At 63.0% G+C, this 19,123-nt stretch carries 19 protein-coding genes; 11 read left to right on the forward strand and 8 right to left on the reverse strand.

The genetic code is table 11. The features are described from left to right. Positions 1-21: 21 nt before the first annotated feature. The 4 genes from ACWICV_RS01865 to ACWICV_RS01880 all read right to left on the reverse strand — a co-directional run bounded on the left by ACWICV_RS01865 (position 22) and on the right by ACWICV_RS01880 (position 4,659). Positions 22-1,443, reverse strand: coding sequence for a GntP family permease (locus tag ACWICV_RS01865; protein ID WP_454090826.1), 1,422 nt, complete (start codon positions 1,441-1,443; stop codon positions 22-24). Positions 1,444-1,702: 259 nt separating this feature from the next. Further along, complete coding sequence (locus tag ACWICV_RS01870) at positions 1,703-3,409, reverse strand: AMP-binding protein (RefSeq protein WP_133833450.1); 1,707 nt, start codon at positions 3,407-3,409, stop codon at positions 1,703-1,705. A gap of 204 nt (positions 3,410-3,613) precedes the next feature. Continuing rightward, positions 3,614-4,378 carry a thermonuclease family protein gene (locus ACWICV_RS01875; protein ID WP_454152489.1) on the reverse strand — a complete coding sequence of 255 codons (765 nt, stop codon included), beginning with the start codon at positions 4,376-4,378 and terminating at the stop codon, positions 3,614-3,616. After that, positions 4,276-4,659, reverse strand: a complete 384-nt coding sequence (locus tag ACWICV_RS01880) for a thermonuclease family protein (RefSeq protein ID WP_454090825.1) — start codon at positions 4,657-4,659, stop codon at positions 4,276-4,278. The genes ACWICV_RS01875 and ACWICV_RS01880 overlap by 103 nt, the downstream gene beginning before the upstream one ends. A 694-nt stretch (positions 4,660-5,353) precedes the next feature. On the opposite strand from ACWICV_RS01880, the gene ACWICV_RS01885 reads away from it, so the two are divergent. Next, the gene (locus tag ACWICV_RS01885; protein ID WP_454090824.1) at positions 5,354-6,223 is read left to right on the forward strand and encodes a VOC family protein; all 870 of its coding nucleotides are present in this window, start codon (positions 5,354-5,356) and stop codon (positions 6,221-6,223) included. A gap of 78 nt (positions 6,224-6,301) precedes the next feature. Here ACWICV_RS01885 and ACWICV_RS01890 read toward each other — a convergent pair whose 3' ends face one another. Together ACWICV_RS01890 and ACWICV_RS01895 are read right to left on the reverse strand one after the other, a co-directional pair. After that, complete coding sequence (locus tag ACWICV_RS01890) at positions 6,302-7,093, reverse strand: CatB-related O-acetyltransferase (RefSeq protein WP_400288901.1); 792 nt, start codon at positions 7,091-7,093, stop codon at positions 6,302-6,304. A 78-nt stretch (positions 7,094-7,171) separates the two neighbouring features. Continuing rightward, positions 7,172-8,980 (reverse strand): glycosyltransferase, encoded by a 1,809-nt coding sequence (locus tag ACWICV_RS01895; RefSeq protein ID WP_454090823.1) that lies wholly within the window; start codon positions 8,978-8,980, stop codon positions 7,172-7,174. Between the two features lie 358 nt (positions 8,981-9,338). Here ACWICV_RS01895 and ACWICV_RS01900 point away from each other — a divergent pair, with 358 nt between their 5' ends. Continuing rightward, positions 9,339-9,467 carry a hypothetical protein gene (locus tag ACWICV_RS01900; protein ID WP_402472931.1) on the forward strand — a complete coding sequence of 43 codons (129 nt, stop codon included), beginning with the start codon at positions 9,339-9,341 and terminating at the stop codon, positions 9,465-9,467. A 118-nt stretch (positions 9,468-9,585) separates the two neighbouring features. On the opposite strand, the gene ACWICV_RS01905 is transcribed toward ACWICV_RS01900, so the two are convergent. Next, positions 9,586-10,593 carry an iron-siderophore ABC transporter substrate-binding protein gene (locus tag ACWICV_RS01905; protein WP_332727382.1) on the reverse strand — a complete coding sequence of 336 codons (1,008 nt, stop codon included), beginning with the start codon at positions 10,591-10,593 and terminating at the stop codon, positions 9,586-9,588. A 253-nt stretch (positions 10,594-10,846) separates the two neighbouring features. On the opposite strand from ACWICV_RS01905, the gene ACWICV_RS01910 reads away from it, so the two are divergent. The 3 genes from ACWICV_RS01910 to ACWICV_RS01920 all read left to right on the forward strand — a co-directional run bounded on the left by ACWICV_RS01910 (position 10,847) and on the right by ACWICV_RS01920 (position 14,646). Further along, a complete protein-coding gene (locus ACWICV_RS01910; RefSeq protein WP_454090822.1) occupies positions 10,847-11,794 on the forward strand; it encodes a FecCD family ABC transporter permease in 948 nt (315 codons plus the stop codon). Further along, complete coding sequence (locus tag ACWICV_RS01915) at positions 11,791-12,846, forward strand: FecCD family ABC transporter permease (protein WP_402472936.1); 1,056 nt, start codon at positions 11,791-11,793, stop codon at positions 12,844-12,846. Before ACWICV_RS01910 ends, ACWICV_RS01915 begins: the two co-directional genes overlap by 4 nt. Before the next feature lie 63 nt (positions 12,847-12,909). Next, entirely contained in the window at positions 12,910-14,646 is a 1,737-nt protein-coding gene (locus ACWICV_RS01920) for a hypothetical protein (RefSeq protein WP_454090821.1), read from the forward strand. 46 nt (positions 14,647-14,692) lie between these two features. Here ACWICV_RS01920 and ACWICV_RS01925 read toward each other — a convergent pair whose 3' ends face one another. Next, positions 14,693-15,322 (reverse strand): LysE family translocator, encoded by a 630-nt coding sequence (locus ACWICV_RS01925; RefSeq protein ID WP_402472941.1) that lies wholly within the window; start codon positions 15,320-15,322, stop codon positions 14,693-14,695. A 250-nt stretch (positions 15,323-15,572) separates the two neighbouring features. Here ACWICV_RS01925 and rpsP point away from each other — a divergent pair, with 250 nt between their 5' ends. From rpsP to lepB, 6 genes are all read left to right on the forward strand, one after another. Next, positions 15,573-15,983, forward strand: a complete 411-nt coding sequence (gene rpsP, locus ACWICV_RS01930) for a 30S ribosomal protein S16 (RefSeq protein WP_105657730.1) — start codon at positions 15,573-15,575, stop codon at positions 15,981-15,983. Between the two features lie 2 nt (positions 15,984-15,985). Further along, a complete protein-coding gene (locus ACWICV_RS01935; RefSeq protein WP_038991490.1) occupies positions 15,986-16,228 on the forward strand; it encodes an RNA-binding protein in 243 nt (80 codons plus the stop codon). Positions 16,229-16,382: 154 nt separating this feature from the next. Then, positions 16,383-16,925, forward strand: a complete 543-nt coding sequence (gene rimM / locus ACWICV_RS01940) for a ribosome maturation factor RimM (protein WP_133833441.1) — start codon at positions 16,383-16,385, stop codon at positions 16,923-16,925. A 3-nt stretch (positions 16,926-16,928) separates the two neighbouring features. Then, positions 16,929-17,753 (forward strand): tRNA (guanosine(37)-N1)-methyltransferase TrmD, encoded by an 825-nt coding sequence (trmD, locus tag ACWICV_RS01945; RefSeq protein WP_454090820.1) that lies wholly within the window; start codon positions 16,929-16,931, stop codon positions 17,751-17,753. Between the two features lie 250 nt (positions 17,754-18,003). Beyond that, positions 18,004-18,363 carry a 50S ribosomal protein L19 gene (rplS, locus tag ACWICV_RS01950; RefSeq protein ID WP_454090819.1) on the forward strand — a complete coding sequence of 120 codons (360 nt, stop codon included), beginning with the start codon at positions 18,004-18,006 and terminating at the stop codon, positions 18,361-18,363. A 13-nt stretch (positions 18,364-18,376) separates the two neighbouring features. Continuing rightward, a complete protein-coding gene (gene lepB / locus ACWICV_RS01955; protein ID WP_332727385.1) occupies positions 18,377-19,024 on the forward strand; it encodes a signal peptidase I in 648 nt (215 codons plus the stop codon). Positions 19,025-19,123: the final 99 nt, after the last annotated feature.

Genomic DNA, 19,123 nt, shown 5'->3' on the forward strand with positions numbered 1-19,123 from the left:
TGCCGTTCCTTTGCTGTCGCGCTAAATGAAGATGTTGAGGATCATGACCATTCCAAGGGCCACGATGGATGCGACCGAGACGCCTACGCTGACGGTCTTCAGGGCACCGCGCACGGTCTGCCCGAACAACGACTGCAGGAGCCAGAAGGTGTTCGAGGTGACATGGACCATGAACAGCGCTCCGGAACCTGCCGCCAACGCGATGAGCACCGGGTCGATGCCCAGGCTCGGGGCGATCGGTGCCAAGAGGCTTGCCGCAGTAATCCCGGAAAGGGTCACCGAGCCTACGGCAATGTGAAGCAGGGCCGCGATGCCCCAGACCACTACCAGTGGTGCAACGGTGCTGGCCGAGAAGAACTGGCCCATGATGTCGCCCAATCCAGCCGTGGAAACCGTGGCTGCCAAGGAGCCGCCGACACCGGTCAGCAACAGGATCTGCCCGCTTTCCCTGAACCCGCTGGCCACGCCGCGGTCAATCGCCTTCTGGCCGATGGTGTAGCGTGCCACGGCGATCGTTCCGACCAGGCCGATGAGCAGGGCAACTACCGGATTGCCGACCAGCTGGATCCAGCTGGCTTCATAGCCGAGGATTTCGGCCAGCGCGCCGCTGGCGATGAGCAGCAAGGATGCGAGCAGCGGCAGGAAGAGCAGGAACAGGGGCGCCTCGCGGCGCTGCCCGGTCTGCACCGCGGTGGCCGCGGCGGCCGTTCCGGCGTTGCCGGTGCGTGCCGCATCCTGGCCGGTTCCTTCGCCGCGCTCCAGCTTGCGGGTTCCCGGTGTCGGCTCCTCTTGCGCCAGCAGCTGCTCATCGCTCTCGGCTTTCCAGAAGCCCCGGTCGAAGAAGAAGGACATGATGGCGACGGAAATCAAGACCGTGGGCACGACGACCAGCAGGCCGAAGATCAGCATCTTGCCCAGGGGAACTTCAAGCATACCGGCCAAGGCGACGGCGCCGACGCCAGGGACCATGAGGACGATGCCGACCTCGCCGGCGATGGCCATGGCCGTGGCAATGCGCGCGGTTCCGTGCTTGCCGATTTTCGGCGCCATGCGCCGGGCCAAGGGGGCCGCGATGACCAGCAGCACATCGAGGAAAATGGTCTGCAGCGCGGTGCTGACAGCCAACGCCATGGTGTAGGGCAGCCGTTTGGGGCCGAAGGTGTTCAGCAGGTGCTCGACCAAGCGGCGGATGGCCCCGGTCTCATTGAGGATGGAACCCATCAGCACGCCGAAAGCCACCAGCAGTCCGACTTCCACCATGATGTCGCCGAAACCCTGGGTGATGGTCGCGATGGTCTTGGTGACTCCCAAGCCGGTGGATAGGCCCAGGTAGAGCGAGCCAATGACCAAGGCGATGACTGGGTTGACCTTGAATCTCACGATAAGCACCACGGCGGCAAGCACGGCCACCGCGGTATTTATCAGAATCGCGATATCGGACATGTTGGATCCGTTCTAGAGGAATCGGGGAGCAGTGTGACATAAGCCACGGCATGAGAACTCATAGTATGAGTGTCAGCTCACGATGTAAACTATTGGCTTCTTAAGCGGGAAACCTCTGGAAATAAACCCGAAGCGAGCCCTGGCGGCTTGACGCGAGGAAGGGGAGTAGCGATGGGCTGGCGGACGTTTCGAGGGAAGAGGAAAATCCAGGGCGCCTGCCGAAGCCATGTCCGGAAAGCGCCCTGGATGCTCGAGGTCTCTACCCCTTGAGATTCGGGAAGTCGGTGTCCCTGTATTCGGTGCCCGCCGGGGCGCCGGCGCGGTGCCGGTCCTCTTCGGCCTGGCGCAGCTCCACCCGGCGGATCTTGCCCGAGATCGTCTTGGGCAGGTCCGCGAATTCCAGCCGGCGGATGCGCTTGAAAGCCGAAAGGTGCTCGCGGCAGTACGCCAGGATCGATTCGGCCAATTCCGGTCCGGGCTCATGCCCGCCGGAAGCGACGATGTAGGCCTTGGGCACCGTCAGCCGCAGCTCATCCGGTGCTGGAACGACGGCCGCTTCGGCCACGCCCGGATGCTCAATCAGAACCGATTCGAGTTCGAAAGGGCTGATCTTGTAGTCGCTGGATTTGAAGACGTCATCGGCGCGCCCCACATAGGTCAGGACGCCGCGTTCGTCCCGCTCGGCGATATCCCCGGTGTGGTAGACCCCGTCCCGGAAGACCTCATTGGTCTTTTCCTCGTTCTCGAAATAGCCCTTCATCAGACCCAGCGGGCGCTGGGCGGTGACCAGGCAGATCTCGCCCACATCGCCTTCTTCCCCGGTGGCCGGATCGCGCAGCACGATCTCGTAGCCGGGCATCGGGCGTCCCATGGCGCCGATGGTGATGGGCTCCGCCGGGGGATTGGCGATCTGCACCGTGGTTTCGGTCTGCCCGAACCCGTCGCGGATCACCTGCCCCCAGGCCTTGTGGACCTGGTCGATGACCTCTGCATTCAGCGGCTCGCCGGCCGAGACCAGTTTCTGCGGCGGATGCTCCAGCGCACCGAGGTCGGCCTGGATGAGCAGGCGCCAGACGGTCGGTGGCGCGCAGAAGCTGGTGACCTGCTGGGCGTCCATCTGGTTCATCAGGGCCACTGGGTCGAAGCGGTCGTAGTTGTAGATGAAGACCGTCGCTTCGGCGATCCACGGGGTGAAGAAGTTGGACCACGCGTGCTTTGCCCAGCCCGGCGAGGCGACGTTCAGGTGGACATCGCCTGGTTCGAGGCCGATCCAGAACATCGTGCTCAAGTGCCCGACCGGATACGAGGTATGCGTATGCTCGACCAGCTTGGCCTTCGAAGTGGTGCCGGAGGTGAAATAGCGCAGCAGCGTTTCATCGGCGCGGGTCGGGTGCTCCAGTGCGAAGGCCGCTTCTGCCGAGGATGACTGGGAGTAGTCGAGGATGCCAGCCGGCGGCTGCCCGCCGATCTGGATCAGCGTGTAATCGCCCGGCACCGATTCGAACTTGGGGATTTCGCCCTCGTTGGTGACGACCCATTGGATATGGCCGCGGGCAATGCGGTCGGCCAGATCGGTGGGCGTCAGCTGCGTGGTGCAGGGGACCATGACCGCACCCAGCTTGATGCCTGCCAGCATCGATTCCCAAAGCTCGACCTGGTTGCCCAGCATGATGGCGATTGAATCCCCGCGCTTGATGCCCTGGTCGCTGAGCCAGCGCGCAAGTTGGGTGGACCGGGTTGATAGTTCTGCCCAGGTCCGCTGGGTGCAGCTGCCGTCGGATTCGGCGATGACCAGTGCTGGGCGCTCGGAGCGCTGCGGATCCCGGGCGACGTGGTCGAACCAGTCGAAGCCGAAATTGAACTCGGTGAATTCCGGCCATGCGAACTCGGCGCGAGCCTGGTGGTAATCCTCCCTTAGCTCCAGGAGACGGTCACGGGCTGCTCTGAATTCTTCGGTAACGCTCACAACTAACCTTCCGTAGCTCTGGTTAAACCACCAAAACCCAAGGTGAGGTGGATCACCAGTCAATATACTTGGAAGTCCTAGCGAGTGGAAGAGGAAGCGTGCTGGTACTTGACCTGAATAAATGGACGAGCCCCGCGCAATACTGGAATGCGCGAGGCTCGGCCGGCTTTGAATTACTAGCTGTCGCTTAGCAGTCCTGATGAGCTAACCACAGGGCTTCCATGTTTTTCCCCCTGGTGCGTAGCAGCGTGGGCCATTGTAATTTTTAGGTACCGAAGGCTGTATTGGCGTACTGCGTCGTGGCGTAGTGGCCCTTGGTTGCGATGTGGCCTGTCGCTCTGCGGCTTGACGTTCGGCCGCGCGTTGCGCGGCCTGACGTTCCGCGATTTCTTCAGCTTTGCGCTTGGCTTCGGCCTCGCGTTTGGCTTTAGCTGCGGCCTCTTTTTTCTTGCGTTCTTTTTCTTCCTTGATGAGCTCATTGCGGCGCTCAGAATGCTTGTCTTCTAGCTTCTGGGTTTCATTGATTGAGTGCTCGAGGGTGCCAACCGCGTCCTTGAATGAACTTGCGAGCAGGGCCGCCGTAACTGGGTGGGAGCTGGGAGTTATGGACTTGAGTGCCTTGCTGGTCGCGAGACCTGCTGCCACGGCGGCTGCAGCTTCTCCCGCCAAGGACTCGGCTTCGTCGATGGCCGTGGCGGCTTCGTCTGGAACCTGATTGAGCGCGTAGATTGCATTGCTGGCTTGCGAGGCGATTGTGCAAGATACTTCCGGACTGAATAGGCCAGAGGTGCGTTTTTCGGCTTCGTTCTGCCCTTCGAGCACCTCGTTGTAGAATTTGGTGTTCGGCTCGTACTTCACGGCGATGCCTAGGCCAGCAGCGGCGATGGACCTGTTGATGAACTCATCGTCCTTGTAGACGGCGGCCAGTGTGCGGCCGTAGCGATCTTCTCGTTCGATGTCGTACTCCAGGTCGACTTTGTCCCAGGCTGAAGCAATGATTCCAAATGCTCTGAAGCTTCGGGGCCCAAGCACTCTACGGCCTTATTTGGGTCTACGGTTTCCGGAGTGTCGATGTTCAGCAAGCGCACCCGCGTCTCGTTGCCGGCGATGGTCATATCTACGGTGTCACCGTCAATTACGCGCGTGACGATTCCGTGATTGTCTGAATTGTGCGTGGCCGCGACGACGGCTCCTGCAGTGACCAGCGACCCGGTGAGCGCAATGGATATCCATGCAGTTGTTTTCTTCAATTCTTATTGGTTCCTTGTTGTGCGAGTGAGGATGCCCTGAAGGCTTTGCAGGGCAGTCTAGTGATGTTCTCAAGTTATGCATTTTTATTGAATATTCAAATTCTTTGACGCATATGACTTTCGGATGCTGGTTGCAAGAACTGGCAATTGGATTGGCAACCAGCTTTTATTATGACCGCAAGTGTTTTCGCTTCGCAGGTGTCTGCCAGCATGGATTTGATTGGCCTAGATTGAGGGGCAAGGCCGGCCCGAATCTGAATCCGGTCGTTTGCTAGGAGGTAACCAGGGTGCGCCTAGCGGTTTGGCCCTTCGTTCTTCTGCGCGTCCCGCTGCTAGGGGCCAGGCTTCTCCTTGTTGGGGTTGCATGGCTAGGACTCGCGGGCAAAGTTGCCCCGCGGATGGTTCATGCGCGGGAGCTCGGCCATCGGATTCCCGCCTCCAGAATCCTCGGGCAGCTCGCGGGCTACTTCCTTTTTGGTTTTGAGTTCTTTGGCCAGGGAAGTCAGTCGCTGTTTGTGCTGGACTTCTAGGGTCGCGGTTTCATCAATCCTCGCGGATGGATTCCGTGCAGCCGGGGTTCCGGAACAGAATTCGCTGTGATCGGCTGAACATCCCAATTTCATTGAAGCATCAAGTAATTTGCGATAGGCTGTTAATCAATAAGGAATCGATGCACTTGGAAAAGGAGCTTGCCATGTCAGTACTCCAGCAAGACAAACTAGCGGCCACCACCCACATGAACGCAGTCCAGCTCAAGGTCGGCGACATGAAAACCATGAGCGAGTACTACCAGAAGGCCCTGGGCCTTGAAGTGCTGGCCGAATCAGCCGAAGGCGCCCGCCTGGGCCGCGGTACCCAGGAACTGGTCAACTTGCAGAACGCGCCAGGACTGCAGCTCCCGTCGCGCAACGAAGCGGGCCTGTTCCATACCGCGCTGCTCTTCGACACCAAGGCTGATCTGGCTGCGACCGTCCTGTCGGCAGCCCAGTTCGACCAGAGCCGCTTCGTGGGCAGCTCCGATCACCTGGTATCCGAAGCGTTCTACTTCACCGACCCGGAGGGCAACGGCATCGAGCTGTACTGGGACCGCCCGCGCGATACCTGGAGCTGGAGCGGCGGCGAGGTGGCCATGGACACCATCTACCTGGATCCGAACAAGTTCCTCAATGAGCACCTGACCGAGCAGGCCATTGCCGAACAGCGCAAGGCCGCTGCGGATGTAGGCCACGTGCACCTGCAGGTGGGCGATGTCGCAACCGCCCGCCAGTTCTACGTCAGCACCCTGGGCTTTGACGAAACCACCACCCTGGGCGAGCAGGCACTGTTCGTCTCGGCCGGCGGGTACCACCACCACATGGCCATGAACGTCTGGAACTCGCGCGGAGCCGGCCCGCGCAAGGACACGCTGGGGCTGGGCGAAGTGCTGATCAACGTCCCGACCGAAGAAGAAGTGGGCAAGCTCGCCGAGCGGCTGGCCTACGCCAAGGTGGCAAACCACCACACCGGAGCCGAACTTCGCTTCCGGGACCCTTGGAACAACGAACTGCGCGTCGCCGTAGGCTAACGCGGAGACAACGCACCGAGGCTTCATTGCCCCCGGGCGCTCGCCGAAGCGGCGAGCGCCCGGGGGCACTTCCTGTCTTCACCCGGTTCCGGTGCCCAGGCCCTGCAGGTGCTCGGCAATGGTCTTGGCGGTCAAGGGCCTCGTCTGGAATGGCCGTACATTCCCTGCCTCGGCCTGCTCTAGCACCTGCTGGGCGAAGGCGGCCGGGTTGGCCACGTCCAGGTGGGTCAGGTTCTCCGGGGCGTACTGCCACCACTGCGATGCCTGGAGGGCCTGGACGGTCGGCGCATCGAAGCGGTCGCGGATCTTCTTGGCCGGCAGGCCGCCGACCACGGTGTACGGCTCGACGTCACTGGTGACTACGGAATTTGAGGCGATGACCGCGCCGTCGCCGATGGCGACCCCATGGCCCAGCGTGACCTTTTCGCCGATCCATACATCGTTGCCGATGGAGATCTTCCCCGGCGTGTAGCCGTACTTCGTCGTCCCCAGTTCCGCGCCGTGATCAGCCGCGTAGGTGCGCATCAGCAGCCGCTGGTTGTAGAACACCGGGCTGGTCGATGCCCACTCCAGGGGGTGCTTGGCTCCCATGACCGTCACGCCCTTGGCGATCGAGGTGAACCGTCCGACGCTGATGGCCTTGTTGAGTTTTGAATGGGTGTAGGAGAACGCGCCCATGCGCGGAAGGGCTGTTCCGCTGGTTCCCCAGAAGGTGGTGTAGGGATCCAGCGCGAGGTCTTCCTGGTAGCTGATCCACGCCTCGGGATTGTAGGTGCTTCCGGTGTTCTCGAAATCCTTCATGCCCGGAACCGTCATGAGGATCCGGTGGCTTTTGAGCAGCGGCCGCAGTTGGGACATCTGAATTCGCATGCGATCGACTTTATGGGACCGGATTTGGAGAATTGTCAGCAAGTCCCGAACGCGCGCTGGATGCGACCTGCTGCCCGGCTACTGCTTAGGGCGGAAGGAGAGGTTCTTCTGCGTGGTGAAGTACGGCAGGATCATTGATTCGGGCAGACCCAGGCGCTTCATTTCCATGGCCCTGCCCACGCGCAGGCGCAGGTTCACGTCCACCGCTGCATCCTGTTCCTGGGTCTCGCCCAAGAGCTGCGGTTCCACATCGAAGACCGCCAGCTGCTCGTCCACGCTGCTGCTGGCCACGGCCGCAATTTCTTCCTTGCTGTCCCGATTGACGAAGACCAGCTCGAAGGTTGCCGGTTCGGGCAGGTCTTCGACGTGGGCCCGATGCTCTACCCGCACCTGCAATCCCTGGCCGTCGGGGAAGTCGACGCCCCGCAGCCTTGCTTCGAAATGCGGGACGCGGTTCTTCGCGCCCAGCTTCTTGAGCATCTTGGCTATGGACATGGTGTCCTCCCAAAGTGAGACTAGATCGCGAGCTTGGTACTCGCTGGCAAAAGTGCGGGCCTGCTGCGACATCCGGGCGGCCAGGGCGAGATCGTCCATGAGCTGCTGCACCCGGTCGGCCATGGCCTGGATATCGCCATGGCGGACCAGGAAGCCGTTATGCCCATCGGCGATGCTGTCGGCAGGGCCGAAGTTGATGTCGAAGGACACCGGGATGCATCCCTGGGCCTGGGCCTCGAGGATGACCAGCGCCTGGCCCTCGTTGGTCGAGGTGAATAATTGCGCCGTGCAGGAAGCGAAGTGGCGGGGGAGCTGGTCGGAATAGCCATGGAAGATCACCGACTCGCGCAGGCCCAGCTCGGCGGCCCGTTCCGCCAGCGCGGCGTGTTCGCTGCCCTTGCCCACAATGTGCAGGGTTGGCCGCTTGCCGCGAAGGGCCAGCTCGTGAAGGACATCCAGGGCGGCGGCTACGTTCTTGTTGGGGGTCAGGGAGCCGGCAACGATGAGGTCGGTCGAGCTGCGTGCCGGCACCGGCGGTTGCACGATTGAAGGCGTCAGCGGGTTGGGAATCACGAATGCCGAGTCTGCTGCGCCGAAGCGATCCACATAGGCCTGGCGCTGGGCGTGGGTCAGGAAGACAAAAGCATCCCAGTTGGATCGTTCTTCGATGATGGGTTCGTGGCCCTTGGAGAGCTGGCCGCTGGCAAGGTCCTGCCCCTTGGCCACATGGATGCTGTGGAACGCGAACACCTTGGGCACATGCACCGGTTTCCAGGAAGCGAGCATGGCCGCGGTGTACTTGCTGTCGATGACCACCAAGGAGTTCGGGTGGTCGACGATCTGCGACAGCCAATGGCGGTAGAAAGCCGCCGCGCTGGGGAAGCGGGCCACCAGGGTTCCGCTGCGGTCAAAAGCCTCAACGATGCGGCGGGCCTTCCCGTCGTGGAACTTCATATCGGACAAGAAGACGGTGCCATCGCTGCGGTAGTACGTGGTCTTCTTGACCTCGTCTTCGGGGCCTGCAACACTGTGCTCGCAGAACAATGCGGCGCCCTGGCCGGGGTGGTGGACGGACTTGCGTACCGTGAAGTACAGGCAGGCCGGTTCGGCCTTCCGCTGGGGGATGCTGGCCTGCGGCTGCAGGTCATGCTCCGCCAGGTGGAGGTAGGGATTGAGCACCCGGACCTTGGGCGAAAGCTTGCCGCGCTCCACGAGTTCCCCAACGATCTGCGGGAGCTGTTCGTTGGGGCCGAAGGTCACCACCGCGGCAGAACCGTGCCGCTGGGCGAAAGCGGCCGCGCGCTGGGTGCAGACGGTGGTCATCCCGCCGAATTCGCGCTCAAGCTTCCACGTGACCATGTAGGCGTCCAGCTGCTGTTCCCTGATATCCACGGAGAATGATCCTTAGTTTGACCACGGCAAAGTTAATTTCGCGCGAAGATATGCAGTTCCTCGCGCCAAGTTCCAGACTACGCGGTGAAGCTAGGCGGGCGCTGGGAAGGCGCCGTCGTGTCGGCCTCGATTTCCCTGATCTGCACCGCAGGGATGGCCCAGTGGCCGAAGAGGCGGCCAACGCGGATTCGAACGTATCTTCGAAAACGCCATGGCGCTCGCCGAACGCCGTGGGAGAATCGCCGGGAAGGCTCCAGCCCTTGCTCTTCGGTGCGAAACTTCCTATGGTTCAGGTTATGGGGTACTCTCCCCACACTTGTTGGAGGCGCAGCGCGTCTCCGGTAAAGGACGGCACGTCATGTCGAGCAAATCCCCACGCAAGGGCGAAGCGAAAAAACCAAGCAAGAGCATCAAGGAAAAACGCGCTGAGAAGCGGCTGAAGCACGCAGAGGTCGCTGTCGATCCGGTGCGCAAAGCTGCCAGATAACCACTGATCGGCACCGGCTCCCACGCACGGAGCCGGTAAATGAATCGAGTCCCTGACTACGGCGAAAGACGCCGGGCAGGGACTCGAGTATTTTAATTGCCGGTTTTCCGGGTGCCGCTTACGGTAGCTGCGGATCGACCTCGAAGTGTTCGGCCACCTGGGTGATGACCTCGTGGGCGCCCTGCAGCGACACCGAGGAGAGGAAGATCGAGTCGTCGACCTGCATGACCTCGCCTTCCAGCTTCTCCCACAACGGGTTGGAGGTGAACTTGTCTTCCTGGGCGCGCGACGCGTCGCCCTCGGCACCTTCCGGGGCCCAGGTGGACTGGAAGATCACTTCGGCGTCGGCCTTCAGGATTTCCTCCGGCGACAGCGGAACGAAGATCGACTCGGTGGTATCCGGGGCATCCTCCGGGCGCGGAATGCCCATGTCCACCATGATCTCGCCGATGAACGAATCGGTGGCGTACAGGCGCGCGGTGTCCTCGCCGGCGAAACGCACCAGCGAGTAAGTGGTCTCGGGCTTCTTCGCCAGGATTTCCTTGCCCACCGCGGAGGCGCGGGCCTCGTAGTCAGCCACGGCCGTTTCCGCCTGCTCCTTCTTGCCCAGGGCCTCGCCCAGCAGCACCACGTTTTCCTTCCAGGTTGGTCCGGTGGACTCGGAGAAGATGGTCGGGGCGATCTTGTTCAGCTGGTCGTACATGGCGCCCTGGCGCACGTCGGCGGAGATGATCACGTCCGGCTCGGTGGCCAGCAGCTTTTCCAGATCCGGTTCGGTGATGGTGCCGACGTTCACGGCTTCGTCGGTCTGCTCGGTGATGTCGCCGAGGTACTCGGGGAAGGGGTTGTTGCCCTTGCGGTATTCGGTGTAGGCCACCAGCTCGGCTCCTAGCAGCATGGCGGCATCCACGTAGGAGGGGTCCAGTGCGGCGACGCGCAGCGGGCGTTCGGCCAGCTCGGTGGTGCCGCGGAAGTGCTTGATGGCCGCCGGGAAGCTGGAATCGGCTTCCGCGGTGGCGGCGGTTTCTGCCGGCTCGGTGCTCGGGGAGGAGCTGGCGCAGGAGGACAGGGCCAGGGCGGCCGCGGCCAGGGCGGCGCTCAGGGCGAGAATGCGGGGAGTGTGCATGCGAGTGCTTTCCATTAAGGTGATTGACTAATTAGCGCATGATGTATTTTTGCTTGCCCCACTTAGGTAAGGGTAAGCTTAGCGCGCGAGAAGAACAGTAGCATGGATCCGGCCGTCCTGGTCAAGGTCCTGCGACATCACTGCTTCGCATATCCTGCACGCACCCGCCGCGCACTCCGCGGCCCGAGAAAGGCCACCCACCATCGACCGCACCACACCGCGCACCAGCTCGCTGCTGGCCCTGGCCGCCGGCGTGGGCGCCGTCATCGGGCTCAGCCTGTGGATCGGCAGCACCACCTCCAGCTTCGCCGAGCTGCGCCACGCGCTGCTGGCCCCCGACGGCCAGGTCAGCGACATCGCAATCCGCGAGATCCGCTGGCCGCGCACCGTTACCGCGCTGGCTGCCGGCGCCGCTTTGGGGATGGCTGGCACGCTGATCCAGGGCCACACCCGCAACCCGATCGCCGAACCCGGCCTGCTGGGCATCAACCAGGGGGCGGCCCTGGCCATCGTCTCGGTCGCCGCTTTCACCGGCCCGCTGCCGGCGTGGACCCAGGCGCTGCTGGCCCTGGGCGGAGCGCTGCTGGCGGCCCTGGTGGTCTTCGGCATCGGGCGCATCGACGGGCGCGGGGGATCGCCCATCACCTTGCTGCTGGTGGGCGCCGCGGTCACCGCGCTCTGCGCCGGAGTGGTCTCGGCCATCGTGCTGCTGAGCGAGGCCGCCCTGGAAACCCTGCGCTTCTGGCAGGTCGGCTCCGTGGTCCAAGGCTACGAATCCTTCTTGTCGCTGTGGCCGCTGCTGTTGGCCGGCACCGTGCTGGCGCTGGCCAATGCCCGCGGGTTGAACGCGCTGACCCTGGGCGAGGATTCCGCCCGCAGCCTCGGGGTCACCGCCCTGCATGCCCGCGGGCTGGGGCTGGCGGCGATCGTGGCACTGTCCGGGCTGGCGGTCACCCTGGCCGGGCCGATCGCCTTCCTGGGCCTGCTGGTACCGCATATTTCCCGGCGCATCTTCGGCGCCGACTACCGCTGGGTGATTCCCGGCTCGGCGCTGTGCGGCGCGCTGCTGCTGTGCGTGGCCGATGTGCTCGGCCGCATGCTGGCCCGCCCCGGGGAACTGCCCGTGGGCGTGGTCATCGCGCTGCTCGGTGCGCCCTTCTTCATCTACGTGGCCCGGCGCCGCAAGGCTGTCACCGTATGAGCGCCCCGGCGATCCGCACCCCCGCTTCCGCGGTGCGCGCCCGGCGCGCTGTGGCCACCGGCCTGATCCTGCTGGCCGTGGCCCTCGCGGCCTTCTGCCTGCACCTGGCCATCGGGGGCACACCGATCGCGCTGGGCGATGTGGTGGCCACGCTCTTCGGCGCGGCCCCGGATCCGCGCACCGAGCTGACGATCATCGAGTTCCGGCTGCCGCGCAGCGTGGCTGCGGTGCTGGCCGGGGCCGGCTTCGGAGTGGCCGGGGCGCTGACCCAGAACGTGGCGCGCAACCCGCTGGCCAGCCCCGACATCCTCGGGGTGACCAACGGCGCGGCCCTGGGTGCAGTGGCCGTGCTGGCCCTGAGCGTGCACGCCGGCGGGCGTTCGGAACTGCTGGTGCACTACGGGCTGCCCATTGCCGCCACCTTGGGCGGCTTGCTGGTCTCGACCTTGGTCTTCGCGCTGGTCTGGCACAGTTCCCTGGAAAGCAACCGGCTGGTGCTGGTGGGCCTGGGCTTTTCCGGGCTGTGCGCCGCACTGACCTCCTGGATGCTGACCCTGGGAGAAATCTACAACGCCCAGCAGGCGCTGACCTGGCTGGCCGGGACCATCAACGCGATCTCCTGGGCCGACCTGGCCTTCGCGCCGGTGGTCATCGTGCTGGGACTGGCCGCGGCCGCGCTGCTGCGCAACCAGCGCGAGGTGCTGGCGCTGGATTCGGATACCTCCCGCGCGCTGGGCATGAACCTGGGGCGCGACCGGGTCCTGATGCTCGGCATCGCCTCGCTGCTGGCCATCGCCGCGACCGTGATCGCCGGGCCGCTGGCCTTCGTTGCGCTGGCCAGCGGGCATGCCGCGCGGCTGGTGGCCCGCGGCACCATCCCGCCGGTGCCCCATGCCGCGCTGATCGGGGCGATCTTCGTGCTGCTGGCCGACCTGGTTGCGGCCCGGGCTTTCCCGGTGATCCTGCCCGCCGGGGTGGCCACCGCGGTGATTGGCGCCCCGTACCTGATCTTCCTGGTCATCCGCCAATCCAAGGTCCGCCAACGCGGCTAGCGGTTTATCCACAGTTGGCGATGGCTGCCAGCTCGGGCCTCTGGCCGCGCCCATGATGGGTCCATGGGCATCCACCAGCTAGCCGCAGCGATCCAGATCCTGCGCGAATCCATCACCGGGTCGCTCCCGCGCGGAGCGATCCAAGTGCTCCTTGAGCTGATGGCTTCCTGCTGCGCGCTGCTGGCCAAGCTCTCCTGCACCCTGCGCGAGTCCGATGACCCGCGGGTGGCGGCGGGGCATGCACGGCTGATTGAAACGCTCTACCGCTACACCCTGCGGGAGCAATTGCACTGCGCTATCCATCTCGAATCAACCGGCGCCCACCTGCTGGAAGACGATGAGCTGGCGGCCGTTTCCGCATCGCGGACCAGCTACGACCGCCCCGCCCGCCAGCATTCAGGCCGCGCCCACTACCAGAACACCGGCGACTTCCTGGCCAGCTGGCTGGGGATCAACGCCCATGAGGGGCAGCACCGGGTGAATGACGCGCACCTGCTCATCGCCCGGCGCCTCATGGATGGCAGCACCGCCGCCCCGCGCTTGTCCCAGCTGGCCAGGCTCTACGCCGAAGCGCCGGATCTGGACCCGCGGCTGATTGCCCGCACGGCCCGCGCACTGGACAAATTCGAGCCGGCTGACACGAGCTTCCAAGGCCGGCCGCTGGAATCGTCCGCCCGCAATGAACAGGGCCAGCTGCTCGATCACCAAGCCGCCGCCCTGCTGCAGGAACCTGACCGTGCCACACGCGAGACCCAGCTCGCGGCGATGCTTTCCGCCGAGCGCAGGGCCCGCAAGCAAACCAGGAACCCGGCACCCGGAATCTATCCGCGAGGCACCGTGGGCGACTGCGACAAGTACGAGCTCTACATCGCCGGGACCCAGCGCGAGGAATTCCGCTCCACCCTGGCCCAGGCCGATAACCCGCGTACCAAGGCAGGCAAAGCCGCCCGTGCCGCCAAATCCGGTTCAGGCGCTGCCCCTGATGATGGCCAGAACGCCTCAGAGGACCAGCAGGAAGCGGATCCCGGGGCAAATGCCGGGCAATCAGCCACCGACGACCTGTTCAGCAGCAAGGAACCACCACCGCCATGGGCCCAGGACGGGCACGGGGAGGAAGAATCCTTGTCCGGAGCGCAGCAACAACCTGACAAGCTTGTTGATGAGCAGGAAACGCGCGGCGCAGGCGGAGCAGGCGAAGGCCTCCAAGCGTCCCTGCTGCTTGGCGATGGGGAGGTTCCGGTGGCCCAGCGCCGGCTCAACGCACTATTGGCCGCGCTGAGAGGGCGCACGGCAGGTGCCGCGCCCAATGGAATCATTCCAAGGATCGGCATCCATATCCAGTTGCGCGATCCGCAGGATCTTGGAGATCCGGCCAAGCTTCGCGCCACCTCCGACCACGGGGTGAAACTCGATTCCGCGGACACCGCACAGCTGATCTGCCAAGGCGAGATCTACCGGGTGGTCTTCGGACCCGATGGGCAACCGCTGGATGTAGGACGCAAGGAACGCTTCTTCACGGATGCAATGAAGCGCGCAATTTTCGCCCGCGACCGCGGATGCATCGTCCCGGGATGCACCGCACCGCCTGAAATGCTCGAATACCATCACGACAACTGGTGGGAACGTGGCGGGTGCACTTCATCGCGCAATGGCAGCTGCCTGTGCCGGAGGCACCACCATGCCATTCATGCAGGATTGCTGACCCTGGTTACCGTTGGGGGACTGGCTCACATCCTGCTGCCCAAGCACCTGGACCCGATGCAGGTACCGCGAAGAAACAGTGTTCCGGTGGCCGCCTGAGCACCCGGAGCCGCGAACTGCTGCACCTGCCGGCGTGGCCAAGATGCTATGGGCGCGAGAGCGCAACTTTCAGTCCGAACCCGATCAGCACTGTCCCGGTGATCCGGTCCATCCAGGACACCGACTTCGCTGAGCCCAGCCAGCGGCCAGCGATCCGAACCCCGTATACCAAGGCCACTGCCCACACCAGGGTCAGTGCAACATGCACCGCCGATAGCCCCATGCCCATGAATAGGGCGTTGGTGCCCGCCGGGGTGAACTGCGGGATCGCGGCGATATAGAAGACGCCGATCTTCGGGTTCAGCACGTTGGTCACCAGCCCGGTCAGGTAGGTTCGATACCTGCTGTGCGATACCGGGACTCGGATCGTGGCCAACTGCTTGCCCCGCAGGCTCCGATGGATCATCTGCCCGCCCAAGAACACCAGATAGGCTGCACCGGCATAGACCAGCACCTGGTAGGCCAGGGATGAGGCGGCCAGAATTGCCGAAGCTCCCGCGGCCGCGGCCACACCCCAAGCGAATACTCCCGTGCAGATCCCCAGCGCCGCCAGCAGCGCTTCACCGCGTCCCCGGGCGATGGCCGATCGCAGGATCAGCGCGGTATCGACACCCGGAATCAACGTCATCAGGGCGGCAACTATACTGAAACCCAGCAATGCGGAAGCAACGGTCATGCACTCAATGCTAGTAGCTGCATCTGGGTGCGGCCCCCAGGGTGAGCAAGCTCATGATCTTCGCCCGACGCGCGGGGCCAATTAGAGTTGGCCACCACGCACGCTCTCTGGCATAATTGCAGGGTACTCGATTCGCAGTGGCCCCTCTCTCCGCTATGAATCCTGTCCTTTTAGAGTCTGGTAAGTAAGGCCTGCCCCACAGGTGCTAAAAATCGGATTCGACCATGTTGAGAAACAGGAGACCACAAAAGTGGCCGTAAAGATTCGTCTGAAGCGCTTCGGTAAGATGCGCGCACCTTTCTACCGCGTTGTCGTCATGGACTCGCGCGCTAAGCGCGATGGCCGTGCCATCGAGGAGATCGGCAAGTACCACCCAACCGAGAACCCATCGGTTATCGAGATCGATTCGGATCGTGCACAGTACTGGCTGTCCGTTGGCGCTCAGCCAACCGAGCAGGTACACGCACTGCTGAAGATCACCGGTGACTGGCAGAAGTTCAAGGGCATCGATGGCCAGGAAGGCACCTACAAGGTTGCCGAGCCTAAGCCAGCATTCGTTGCTCCTGACAAGGGTTCGGTGATCCTCCCAGAGGCAATCACCAAGAAGGCTGAAAAGCCAGCTGCTGAAGAGGCAGAGGCCGAAGCTACCGAGGCTGAGTAACAGTGCTCGTTGACGCGCTAGACCACCTGGTACGCGGGGTTGTCGAGGAACCGGAAGACGTCAAGGTCGCCTTGAAGTCCACCCGCCGCGGCGACCTGCTCGAAGTACGTGTGAACCCTGAGGATCTCGGTCGTGTGATCGGACGCCAGGGACGCACCGCACGAGCACTGCGCACCGTAATGGCAGCGTTGGCCAAGGAGCCGGTACGTGTCGATGTAATCGACACCGACCGTCGCCGAGGCTAAGCAACTTAGAGGTCTGGCTTTTAAGTTGGCTTCGAAACGAAAGGAGTTTCCGTCCTAACTAGTGACGGAAACTCCTTTCGTGTTTACCCCTAGAATTTCCATTCCAGTCTTCCGGCACACGCCATGGAACACAGTGCAGAAAGAGCAGCAGACTATGCGATTGCAGGTTGCCCGCATCGGCAAGCCCCACGGCATCCGTGGCGAAGTCACCGCCCAGGTCATGACCGACACCCCGGAAGAGCGCTTCACCGCTGGCGAAGAACTCATCGTCGTCGACGGCCCGGTCAAGACGCTGACCATCGCCAATGCGCGCTGGAACAAGACCATCCTGCTGCTCTCCTTCAAGGAAATCGCCGACCGCAACCAGGCTGAAACCCTGCGCGGCGCGCGCCTTGAGATTGAAGTTTCCGATCAGCCGGAAGACGACTCGGACGAATGGTACGAGCATGAACTGCTGGACCTGAAGGTCATGCTCGATGGCGAGCAGGTCGGTACCATCACCGCACTGCGCACCAACCCCGCCCAGGACCTGCTGGTCTTCGAAGACGCTGACGGCCAGGAGATCTACCTCCCGTTCGTCGACGAATTCGTCCCAGAGATCGATCCGGAAGCCGGCATCGTAGTCATTACCCCGCCGGCAGGCCTGCTGACCTTGAACAGCGATGAAGACGGCAGCGACGAAGAGGGACAAAAGTAAGCCATGCGCCTTGACGTCATCTCGATTTTCCCTGAGTACCTCCAGCCGCTCTCGCTTTCGCTGATCGGCCGCGCCGCCGAAGACGGCATCCTGGATCTGAACGTCACCAACCTGCGCGACTTCACTGCCGACAAGCACCGCAAGGTCGACGACACCCCGTACGGTGGCGGCGCCGGCATGGTGATGATGCCGGAACCATGGGGACAGGCACTGGACGCGGTGCGCCCAGCCGATGCTGGCGGCCCCAAGCCAACCCTGATTGTCCCTTCGCCTGCAGGCGCCGTCTTCAACCAGCAGATGGCTTACGACCTTGCCGAGGAAGAGCATCTGGTCTTCGCCTGCGGCCGCTACGAAGGCATCGATGAGCGCGTCATCGAATACGCGCACGAGAACTTCAACGTCATCCCCGTATCCATCGGCGATTACGTGCTCAACGGGGGAGAAGTGGCCGTGATGGTGATGGTGGAAGCCATCGCCCGGCTGATCCCAGGAGTCATCGGCAACCCGGAATCGCTGGTAGAAGAATCCCACTCGGATGTTCTGCTGGAATACCCGGTGTACACCAAGCCGGCCTCCTGGCGCGGCCGCGATGTCCCCGAGGTGCTGCTCGGTGGCAACCACCAGCGGGTGGGACGGTTCCGCCGCGACGAGCAGATCAAGCGCACCGCAGAGCGTCGCCCCGACCTGATCACGCAGCTGGATGCCGAGAGCCTGAACCGCAGGGACCGCGATACCCTATGGCACAGCGGATTCGCGCTCGTTGACGGTGCCATAACCCCCAAGTCCGAATTGGACTGGGCTACCGGCGCTGGCACCGAGAGCGACTAAGAGGCCAAAATCACTCGAAAGCCATTTCGGGCAAACTCGCATCGGCTTGGCTGATACGGCATAATTGTTTCTTGGTGTGTTTTTGTTCGACTCCTGCCGCAGGGGGAAGTTCGAGCCACAGAAGACCGCCGCACCGTTTGCTAGAGGCAATCGGTGGTACAACGTTCCGGGGATTTCACTGGTTCCGACCCGTGTCGGGCCCCGCTACGAGGATTCGGTGACCTGCGGCATTGATCCTAGGAGATGCACTATGCATATTCTTGACTCTGTTAACGCAGCCTCGCTGCGCTGCGACGTTCCAGCCTTCGGCCCAGGCGACACCCTGAAGGTTCACGTCAACATCATCGAAGGCAAGAACTCCCGTGTTCAGGTCTTCCAGGGCTACGTCCTTGGTCGCCAGGGCCAGGGTGTTGGCGAGACCTTCACCGTTCGCAAGGTTTCCTTCGGCACCGGTGTTGAGCGTACCTTCCCAGTTCACTCCCCAATCATCGACAAGATTGAGGTTGTGACCAAGGGTGACGTTCGTCGTGCAAAGCTGTACTACATGCGCGATCGTCACGGCAAGGCTGCTCGCATCCGCGAGAAGCGCGACTTCAGCGCAAAGAAGTAATCTGCGTTCTTCAATGAACCGGATTGCACGCACTGAGCGGGCAACAATGAAGCGCCGGGCCTTTTCATGGGTCTGGCGCTTCGCTGTACTCGCCATCATTCTTGGTCTGCTGGCCACCATCGTCATTCGCGCCACCCTGATCGACGTCTTCCATATCGAGTCCAACTCCATGGAATCCACGCTCAATCCTGGCCAGAGCATCGCCGTAGACCGCCGCGCTTACTCGGATGCCGAACCGCAACGCGGAGACATCATCGTCTTCGATGGCCGCGGCTCGTTCCTGCCCTACGCCAAGGCCAGCTTCGCTGATGATCTGCTGGGGGCGTTCAGCCTCACCGGGAGCAGCAATAAGTACGTCAAGCGCGTCATTGGCGTTGGGGGAGACACCGTGGAATGCTGCAGCGCCGATGGGCGACTGCTCGTCAACGGCGAGCCTGCAGACGAGCAGTACATCTTCGCCGGGGATGCTCCGAGCGAACAGAAGTTTTCCGTAGAAGTGCCGGTTGGCCGCTTGTGGGTCATGGGCGATCACCGCTCCACTTCCAAGGATTCGCGGGCATTGCTGGGCGCAAGCGGCGGCGGAATGATCAGCGTCGAGCGCGTCACGGGCAAAGCGACCGAGGTGATTTGGCCGCTCGATCAGCGTTCAGTAATCAGATGACACGCCGTAGCAACCGGCGATTTTGATAGCGCCAGATGGGTAGAACTACCCATCTGGCGCTATTTTTCTAGGTTAATGGAATTAATTCGGATGGATTTC

The organism is Glutamicibacter sp. NPDC055354, assembly GCF_053644955.1.